This window comes from Peptostreptococcus sp. (genome assembly GCF_977045075.1).
The window spans coordinates 1-8,771 of sequence record NZ_CDRRTB010000079.1 but is presented as its reverse complement, the minus strand read 5'-3'; the positions used below and the strand labels follow the sequence as shown (position 1 = coordinate 8,771).

6 protein-coding genes, 5 pseudogenes and 1 other annotated feature are annotated in these 8,771 nt (G+C 35.1%); of the genes and pseudogenes, 1 reads left to right on the top strand and 10 read right to left on the bottom strand.

Going from position 1 to position 8,771, the window contains the following annotated elements; genetic code table 11:
• The 4 genes and pseudogenes from grpE to ACW6OJ_RS06680 all read right to left on the bottom strand — a co-directional run.
• Positions 1–607, bottom strand: a 607-nt coding sequence (grpE, locus tag ACW6OJ_RS06695; RefSeq protein WP_456096093.1) for a nucleotide exchange factor GrpE, incomplete at its 3' end; no start/stop codon positions are given.
• Positions 608–628: 21 nt separating this feature from the next.
• On the bottom strand, positions 629–1,633 hold the full coding sequence (gene hrcA / locus ACW6OJ_RS06690; protein ID WP_293426371.1) for a heat-inducible transcriptional repressor HrcA: 1,005 nt from the start codon (positions 1,631–1,633) through the stop codon (positions 629–631).
• A 268-nt stretch (positions 1,634–1,901) separates the two neighbouring features.
• Positions 1,902–3,827 carry a threonine--tRNA ligase gene (gene thrS, locus ACW6OJ_RS06685; RefSeq protein WP_293426369.1) on the bottom strand — a complete coding sequence of 642 codons (1,926 nt, stop codon included), beginning with the start codon at positions 3,825–3,827 and terminating at the stop codon, positions 1,902–1,904.
• A gap of 149 nt (positions 3,828–3,976) precedes the next feature.
• Positions 3,977–4,191: a binding site (T-box leader), on the bottom strand.
• A gap of 185 nt (positions 4,192–4,376) precedes the next feature.
• A pseudogene (locus ACW6OJ_RS06680) lies at positions 4,377–4,493 on the bottom strand (IS30-like element ISL7 family transposase); the annotation flags it as partial.
• 142 nt (positions 4,494–4,635) lie between these two features.
• Between ACW6OJ_RS06680 and ACW6OJ_RS06675 the strand changes: the two are divergent.
• Positions 4,636–4,839 (top strand): annotated as a pseudogene (locus ACW6OJ_RS06675) (transposase); the annotation flags it as partial.
• Positions 4,840–4,970: 131 nt separating this feature from the next.
• Here ACW6OJ_RS06675 and ACW6OJ_RS06670 read toward each other — a convergent pair.
• The 6 genes and pseudogenes from ACW6OJ_RS06670 to ACW6OJ_RS06645 form a co-directional block, all read right to left on the bottom strand.
• The gene (locus ACW6OJ_RS06670; RefSeq protein ID WP_293426367.1) at positions 4,971–5,540 is read right to left on the bottom strand and encodes a TMEM175 family protein; all 570 of its coding nucleotides are present in this window, start codon (positions 5,538–5,540) and stop codon (positions 4,971–4,973) included.
• Between the two features lie 272 nt (positions 5,541–5,812).
• Positions 5,813–6,004: pseudogene (locus ACW6OJ_RS06665) on the bottom strand (integrase core domain-containing protein); the annotation flags it as partial.
• Positions 6,005–6,273: 269 nt separating this feature from the next.
• Positions 6,274–6,408 (bottom strand): annotated as a pseudogene (locus ACW6OJ_RS06660) (ferritin-like domain-containing protein); the annotation flags it as partial.
• A 38-nt stretch (positions 6,409–6,446) separates the two neighbouring features.
• Positions 6,447–7,280 (bottom strand): CPBP family intramembrane glutamic endopeptidase, encoded by an 834-nt coding sequence (locus ACW6OJ_RS06655; RefSeq protein ID WP_293426365.1) that lies wholly within the window; start codon positions 7,278–7,280, stop codon positions 6,447–6,449.
• A 142-nt stretch (positions 7,281–7,422) separates the two neighbouring features.
• A pseudogene (locus tag ACW6OJ_RS06650) lies at positions 7,423–7,554 on the bottom strand (ISL3 family transposase); the annotation flags it as partial.
• A gap of 261 nt (positions 7,555–7,815) precedes the next feature.
• Positions 7,816–8,771, bottom strand: a 956-nt coding sequence (locus ACW6OJ_RS06645; RefSeq protein WP_456096092.1) for an ABC transporter ATP-binding protein, incomplete at its 5' end; no start/stop codon positions are given.

The following is an 8,771-nucleotide window of genomic DNA, read 5'->3' as shown; positions in this document are numbered from 1 at the left end:
TGGCCCTTAAAACCTTCTTGTCTAGCCTGTAGCCCTTTTGTAGGACCATTAAAATCTTACCTGGTTCATATTCATCACTAGCCTCCTGCATTACTGCCATATGAAGGTTAGGGTCAAAATCTTGACCAGGCTCTGCATCTATTCTTTCTAAACCTGAATTCTTCAAGGCATCTATGAGCTGTTTGTATACCATATCTACACCAACAAATAGTGGACTTTCCTTGTCATCACAAGCATCAAGGGCCCTTTCCATGTTGTCTATAACTGGAATTAGCTCATTAAAGTTCTTTTCATTGGCATAAAGGCCAATTGTTGCCTTTTCCTCTGCAGTCCTTCTCCTGAAGTTTGCATACTCTGCATTCAACCTTAAGATTGCCTCTTCCTGATCCTTTAGCTTATTCTCTAATGCCTTTATCTGGAAGGCTGGTTCAGCTTCATCTATATTTTCTTGACCATTTTCTTCAGATTCTGAACTAGTGACCTCTTCTCCAAGCCCCTGTCCATCCTCTACTAGAATTTCTTCGTTTGTTTCTTCTTTATTGTCACCCTGGACAACTTCTTGCTCCATATCAATTGGATCCTTTATTTCCTTATCCAAATCATACACCCCTCTCAATATTTATAATCATCACTTACCATCTAGTAACATACTCATATAATTTAAGATTGAGTATACCTTTGAATAATCCATCCTAGTTGGTCCTATAAAGCTTATCTTTCCCTGTAGGTCATCCTGGACATTATAGGTAGCTGTTATGATACTCAAGTCTGTACTTACATCATCTCCATTACCAATAACTATGTTCAGGTTGTCCTTCTGAATACCCTTAGTCCTTATCATCTTGGCTAGGCTCTCACGTTCTTCCAACATATTTAGGAAGGACTTGGCCTTTACCATATCACTGAACTCTGGATAGTTAAATATATTTGTTGCTCCATTCATGGATATCTTATAATCACTATCCGCATTCAGCAGGTAGACTAGGTCATCTACTATTTCTGAATACTCACCTATCTCATATTTAATATAGGCTACCATCTCTTCATCCAACTCACTAAACTTTTTACCTGATAGCTTGTTAGATAGGCTATTTGATATAACATTTAGCTTAGCCTGTGGAAGTTCAACAAAAGTATCAAACTCTCTACTCTTTATTTCTCCATTATCTGCTACTAGTATCAATAGGATTTTTTCTGGTGATAGGCTGACTAACTGAATATGCTTTATAGTCCTTAGCCCCCTATTCCTATCGTATACTGCGACAGTAGTATAGTTGGTAATGCTAGATAATATCTTAGACAACTCATCGAGTAGGTCATCAACCCTGTTGAAGTTGTTCTCCACGCACTTTCTCAGCATCTCCTTTTCATTTTCTTCTAACTCCCTATTACCCATCAGGGAATCTACATATAGCATGTATCCCTTCTTGGTTGGGATTCGGCCTGCAGACGTATGGGGCTGAACTAAGTAACCCATATCCTCTAGGTCAGACATCTCATTTCTGATGGTCGCTGCTGAAATACCAAAATCATATTTTTTTGATATGGTTCTGGAACCAACAGCCTCAGCGGTCTCCACATAGTCTTTTACTATGGCCTTCAATATATTTAATTGTCTCTCTGTAAGATCCATAGTATCACCTACCTTTTTATTATCACTCACTCACTTAGAGTGCTAAAAGCTTATATGTATATTAAACTACTTTTTATGGACCTTGTCAAGTACTTAAAATAAATTTTTTAAAAATATTTTTTAAAAGTGATTAAAAGGTTCCAATTAGTCTTATACACAAAAAGAGGACCAGGCCTCCACCATATTTTTCTGGTAGAACCTAGTCCCCTATTAATAATCTTTACTTATATATTAGTATGTAGTAGGTATTTTTCTAGCTTATTTCCTATTATAATACTTCTACATCTACATTTTCTCTGTCAGCAATCTGCTTGTTTAGCTTAGCAAGGAAGTCCTCAACTGACATCTGACCTAATTCACCTTCATCTCTAGATCTAACTGATAGTAGACCACTTTCCATTTCCTTTTCACCAACTACTAGCATGTAAGGTATTTTTTCTAGCTGGGCTTCTCTGATCTTAAAACCAACCTTCTCAGCCCTGTCATCTAGTTCAACCCTGATACCCGCGTTAAATAGCTTGTCCTGTAATTCCTTAGCAAAATCATTATACTTGTCTGATACAGATAGTACCTTAACCTGGCATGGAGCCAACCATACTGGGAATTTACCCGCATAGTTTTCTATCAATATACCTATGAATCTTTCTATAGATCCTAGGACAACCCTATGTAGCATAACTGGTCTATGCTTTTCTCCATCCTTACCAACATATGTAGCATCAAATCTCTGAGGTAACTGCATATCTAACTGGCAAGTACCACACTGCCAAGTTCTTCCTAGACAATCCTTTAGGTGGAAGTCTATCTTTGGACCATAGAAGGCACCATCACCTTCATTAACTCTATAATCAATACCCATTTCTTCTAAGGCACCCCTTAGACCATCTTCAGCAATTGCCCATTCTTCATCAGTTCCCATTGAATCCTCTGGTCTAGTAGATAGCTCTACATGATAACTAAATCCAAACTGCTTGTATACCTTGTCTATTAGGTCGATTACTTCCTTAACCTCATCTCTAATCTGTTCTGGCAAACAATAGATATGGGCATCGTCCTGAGTAAAGGCTCTAACCCTCATCAATCCGTGTAGTGCTCCTGACAACTCATGTCTATGTACCCTACCTCTTTCAGCAACCCTCATTGGGAAGTCCCTATAAGAGTGTAGCTGCGAATTGTAGAATAACATGGCTCCTGGACAGTTCATTGGCTTAATTGCGTAATCCTCTTCGTCTATCTGAACAGTATACATATTTTCTTTATAGTGGAACCAGTGTCCTGAAGTCTCCCAAAGCTTTCTATTTAAGATTATAGGAGTTTCTATTTCAACATAGTGGGCTTCCCTATGTACTTCTTCCCAATACTTCATTAGGGCAGCCTTTAGGGCAGTACCTCTTGGTAAGAATAATGGGAATCCAGGACCTTCATTAGGTATCATAAATAGGCCTAATTCCTTGCCTATCTTTCTATGGTCTCTCTTCTTAGCTTCTTCCAACATAAATAGGTGGGCATCCAGGTCCTTCTTCTTTTCAAATGAAGTACCGTATACTCTCTGAAGCATCTTGTTGTTTTCATCACCTCTCCAATAAGCACCCGCTATTGACTGTAGCTTAAAGGCCTTGACCTTCTTAGTAGACTCTAGGTGTGGTCCCCTACATAGGTCTACAAATTCTCCCTGCCTATACATAGAGATTATCTCACCATCAGGTAGGTCATTTATCATTTCTACCTTGTAGTCTTCTCCTCTTTCAGCCATCATCTTAATAGCCTCTTCCTTAGAAACCTCGAAGCCTTCTATATGTAAGTCTTCCTTAACTATCTTTTTCATTTCAGCTTCTATTTTTTCTAGATCCTCTGGAACTAGTCTATAGTCTAGGTCAAAGTCATAGTAGAAGCCATTTTCTATAGCAGGACCTATAGCTAACTTAGCCTCAGGCCATAATCTCTTAACTGCCTGGGCGAATATATGGGCTGAAGTATGTCTGAATACTTCCTTACCTTCTTCATCGTCAAACTTATAGAAGTCAACCTTACAATCCTTGTCTAACTTCTTATTTAGGCTTTCTAGTTTACCATCTACTGCACCAATCAGTACACTTCTAGCAAAGCCATCGCTAATACCCTTAGCAACATCTAAAAGTGATGCACCTTTTTCAACTTCTACAAAGTTGCCATCTCTTAATTCAATCTTTAACATATCTATACCTCCATAATTTAATTCTTTAGTCTTTACTATACTTAGTAAAAGTCCAGGTTTTTTTATACAAGGATCCTTCTTTGAGTCTTACAAGTTTCTCGAGTATTATAAGGCTCAAATTTGTATAAAAAAAATCCCAATTCATAAAGAATTGGGACGAATAATCGCGGTTCCACCCAAGTTTCCAGATAGACTCTGGACACTCAAAAGACTATAAGGTAGTCAACCGAACACTTTCACCTAGGCTAATAAGTTCTGCTCAAAGGTAGTTTTCAGATAGGTCTGTCTAGTTGGACTTCCAGCCGATGATCCAACTTCTCTATAGATGATTGCCACCCTACTCTTCCTTTTTCATAGCATATATCTAAGATGTATACATTCTACCACATCAATAATTAAATTGCAAGTAAAATTCAGATTTTTATCTATCCTACCCGTAAATTAATCTTCATGTGTATATTATTCCCCTTTAAGTTTAACTTAAACAAGTATTTTATATTTTACATAAATTGCAATAATAAGTTGAACATTGATAACTAAAAATCCATATCACGAAGCTGTCTGTCGATATATAAGGTCAAGCTTATCTTCGAAGACTTCATCCGGTGTACGATAATTTAGTATTTTACGTGGCAAGCTGTTACACCATATTTCTATGTCAGCAATATAGTCTACATCTTTCATGTTTAATTGTGGTAAAATATACATGATCCATAGTGATAACTCCTTTGGTTAATTGTTGATTTTACACCTACATCCTACCACAGAAGTATAGCTATGGATTTTTTATTTAATTGTTCAACTTGATTATACAATCAACCACTCATTAAAATATGACTATACGAGTGCTATGGTGGAGGTCAAAAACAATAAGATAAAGGTAATTAAAAGAGTATCCTACGGATATAGGAGTTTTAGAAATTTTAAGGCAAGGATAATGCTAATGGAAAGGTATAAGATACAAAAGGGCAACATGCATAGCTATCAGTTTGCTATGGATGCTGCCGCATAATTTAATAGATTTTGTTGATTTAAATTATCACCAACGTTATTTGACATAGAGCCAAAATCTTTCAGTTATGTGCTTTTTCTGTGCCTATTTACACTCCCGATGAAGTCGGGGTTTTATATTCATCCGTTATCTTAAATACCTTTGATATGTTTAAGGGTAATAATATACGCAGCTGCAATTAATACACTGTACATCATTATAGGTGGATATACCAAAACAGCCAGTATCAAGCCAATTATTTTTATTACTATATCTGGTATTAACAGTTTCCTATAGACTCCAATTGCAACAATTAATTCTTTATTATCAGAATTAGGAGACTCTAAAGACTTATGCAAAAACCAGTTAAATACTGTTGTTACAATAGCTATTATTCCATAAAATACTTGTATTGTTCTATTATTAAAATAAGTGCTTACAAGCCCTGTTGCATAAGGTAAAAATGAAGATGTGAACAAGAGTCCTAAGCTCCACCAAATAACAGGAGTAGAAATTCTTTTAACATTCTCCCACAATCCATTTAATGCCATCCATAATGAGCCAAGCCAAAAGAATGAAAGAAAATACGCAAAAAAACTATGTCGTAACGCCCAGAATTGTTCTAAAGTAGGTGCTGACGGTTTTTCCAGTTCTAATACCAAAACTGTCATTATTATTGCGAGTACTGCATCTGTAAATGCAATCAATCTTTCTTTTCTCATAACAATCCCCTTCGTCTTAAAAATTAATTAATTCATTGAATGATAAAATTAAGCAAAAAACTTTAATACTGGATTCTACTAAATCCACTAAAACTATTAATATAATATTTTTTAAAAAAACATATAATAATGTTATAGATTATTGCTATACATAAATCAAGCAGATATTAGTAATAAATACCTCCAAATTCTTTATATAATACATAATAAAAGATGAGACTGTTGTGGTCAAGTGTTTTTGTAACATTACAACCTAATTTTTACTATGGGGTTTATATAACCCTATAGCGTGCCTCATATGGCCTTTTGTAATTATTATAAGAATGCGGACGAACATGGTTATATTGAACATACGCAAATTCTTCGATTGCTGTATAGAGTTCTTTCTCTGAATGGTAATAATGCTGACAAATAAGGTCGTTTTTCAGCGTATTGAAGTATCTTTCCATAGACGCATTATCATATAAACCTTCATTGAGTGAGCCAAATAAAAGCAATATCTCTTTGACATAAATCTACAATACGGTCAATAGATGGTATTCCTCGCATATTTGCGTAAGATAACAGTTAGCTGAGTGCATAGTTACATTATAACATGTAACGGAGAGAGATAGTTGTAGTTAGCCATCTCTTTTCTTTTCAGGAAAAGTTTAGGGAGTGTGTGACTCAAAATGAGCCACTCACTCCCTATTTTTAAGTTATCTATTTACCGACAAGCCCTCAATACATATTGTTATTCTACATATGATTTAAGCATCCACTCAAGTTTCTGGTATTCTTTAAGATAGCCATTAAATATATCTGAAGTAATCTTATCGCCTTCATCATCTGCAAGGTCAGCAATCTCCTTTGTATCCTTTATCCAATACTCAACATCTTTTAAAGGTAAACATTCATTTTGTCATTTTATTTTTCACTCATTATATTTTCCTTACAAGGCATATCATTATATCTGTATTTTGACATATTGTACACTATTACAAGCATAGGTATTATCATTATATAAGATATATAACTTATTGCAGCATTGTTAATATCAGTGTCAAGGAAAGGTGGTAGAGTTGAAAGCAGATTATTTACTATATGCACATATATTGTATATTTAAGCGATCTTGTTCTATAATATACTATCCCTAACACTATGCCCATAAATGCGGTATATACCATCTGTACAGGTTCTCCATGCCATATTCCGAAAGTTATACCTGAAACTATAATCGCTGCGGTACTTGAACCTAATTCTTCAATATAATTATATATAAGACCTCTAAATACAATTTCTTCAAATATAGGACCAGCAATTACAACCGACATAAATACCCATATATATGGTTCACTGTCCATACCAGACCATGACTCTCTAAAATTATCCATACTTTCAGATATTACAGCCACATTCCCAAGTATCTTACTTAAAAATGAAAGCCAGAGCATCGCAATTCCGCCTACTCCAAAAGCTGTTACCGAAAGTGCAGGCATCAAAGAAAGCTGATTCTCATGTCTTTTATTGCCAAATCTTGTAATAAACCATATACCAAACAAAGGTACCGCAAAAAAGCAAAATAAGGTATCCATAAAAAAATCATTATTTGAAGCCCATTCCGTAATATCAATTCCAAATGCAGTCGAAACACCGAGCACTACACTGTAAAAAACATCCGTTAAGAGGGATGTACTTACTAAAATAAAAACTACTAAAATTATATTATCTATATCTTTCTTTATTCTATCATCAAACATATCCATATATTCCTTAAATTATAAACCTGTCAAATTCCTGATATCTGTACACGGCTATTATAACAGATACTTATAATTTATTGCAATAAGCTAAAAAAGGTTTTTATTTGCTTTGTGTAACTATTTATTATATTATAGGAAATGGCATATACAAAAGCTTTCCCCTTAGTACTGTATATTCTATCCCCTTAATATTTTCTTTCTCGTTACTTAAAATTACTAAATTGTTATCGTTAATTCCTAAGATTTCTGTTATACTAGTATTAGAACACATATTATTTCTCCTTGTTTTTTATTTGTCGTGATTTAAATTATACATGAGATTTGATGTGTGTTCATATTTTTTTGCAAAAATTTAGCGTTGGGAGAGAACTTTTTCTCTCACCAACGCTAAATATTATACAACCAATATTATACAACCATAAAATTAGACATGATAATTAGAAGTAAAATAGCCTTGGCGAGGATTCTCCTCTAACCAAGGCTATTTTTATGGATTTATCTTACGCGATATCATAGAATGTAAAAATATATATTATTCTGCATCAAATAGGATATTTTCTTCTGTTTCCTTATCAAAGAAGTGCATTCTATTCATATCAAGAGCTAGATCTAGTGTCTGTTTTGGCATTATATCACTTCTACCATCAAACTTAGCTATCAATTCTGTTCCCTTGAAATCAAGGTAAGCATATATTTCTGCTCCCATTAGCTCTCTGATTACTACGTCGGCCTTAAACTGGCTGTTTTCAGACATATCAAGGAATACTTTCTCCTTATGTATATCTTCAGGTCTAATACCAATTATAATAGTCTTACCTACATATCCCTTTTCTTCAAGGAAGGCAGCCTTACCCTTAGGAATTAGGAATTTTGCTTCCTTACCTGGTAGGCTTGCTACTATATCTTCACCATCTTTAAGGATTTCAGCATCCATAAAGTTCATCTGGGGACTACCTATAAAGCTGGCTACAAACTTGTTAACTGGATTGTCATATAAAACCTTAGGCTTGTTTATCTGCTGAACTACACCGTCCTTCATTACAACTATCCTGTCACCCATTGTCATGGCTTCAGTCTGGTCATGTGTTACATATATAAATGTAGCTCCAAGGTCCTTGTGTAGCTTTGATATCTGGGCTCTCATCTCTGTTCTAAGCTTAGCATCCAGGTTTGATAGGGGCTCATCCATCAAGAATACCTTAGGATTTCTAACTATAGACCTACCTAGGGCAACTCTCTGTCTCTGTCCACCAGATAGGGCCTTAGGCTTTCTGTCTAATAGGTTTTCTAGCTGAAGTATCTTTGCAGCTTCCTTTACCTTCTTATCTATTTCCTGCTTGTCCATCTTTCTTAGCTTAAGCGAAAAAGACATATTATCATATACTGTCATATGTGGATATAGGGCATAATTCTGGAATACCATGGCTATATCTCTATCCTTTGGCTCTACATCATTTACCACCCTATCATCTATCTTTAATGTACCAG

Coding starts and splice junctions, on each gene's coding strand:
- ACW6OJ_RS06670 (WP_293426367.1), bottom strand. CDS start 5,540: ATGAGAAAAGAAAGATTGATTGCATTTACAGATGCAGTACTCGCAATA.
- hrcA (WP_293426371.1), bottom strand. CDS start 1,633: ATGGATCTTACAGAGAGACAATTAAATATATTGAAGGCCATAGTAAAA.
- thrS (WP_293426369.1), bottom strand. CDS start 3,827: ATGTTAAAGATTGAATTAAGAGATGGCAACTTTGTAGAAGTTGAAAAA.
- ACW6OJ_RS06655 (WP_293426365.1), bottom strand. CDS start 7,280: ATGTTTGATGATAGAATAAAGAAAGATATAGATAATATAATTTTAGTA.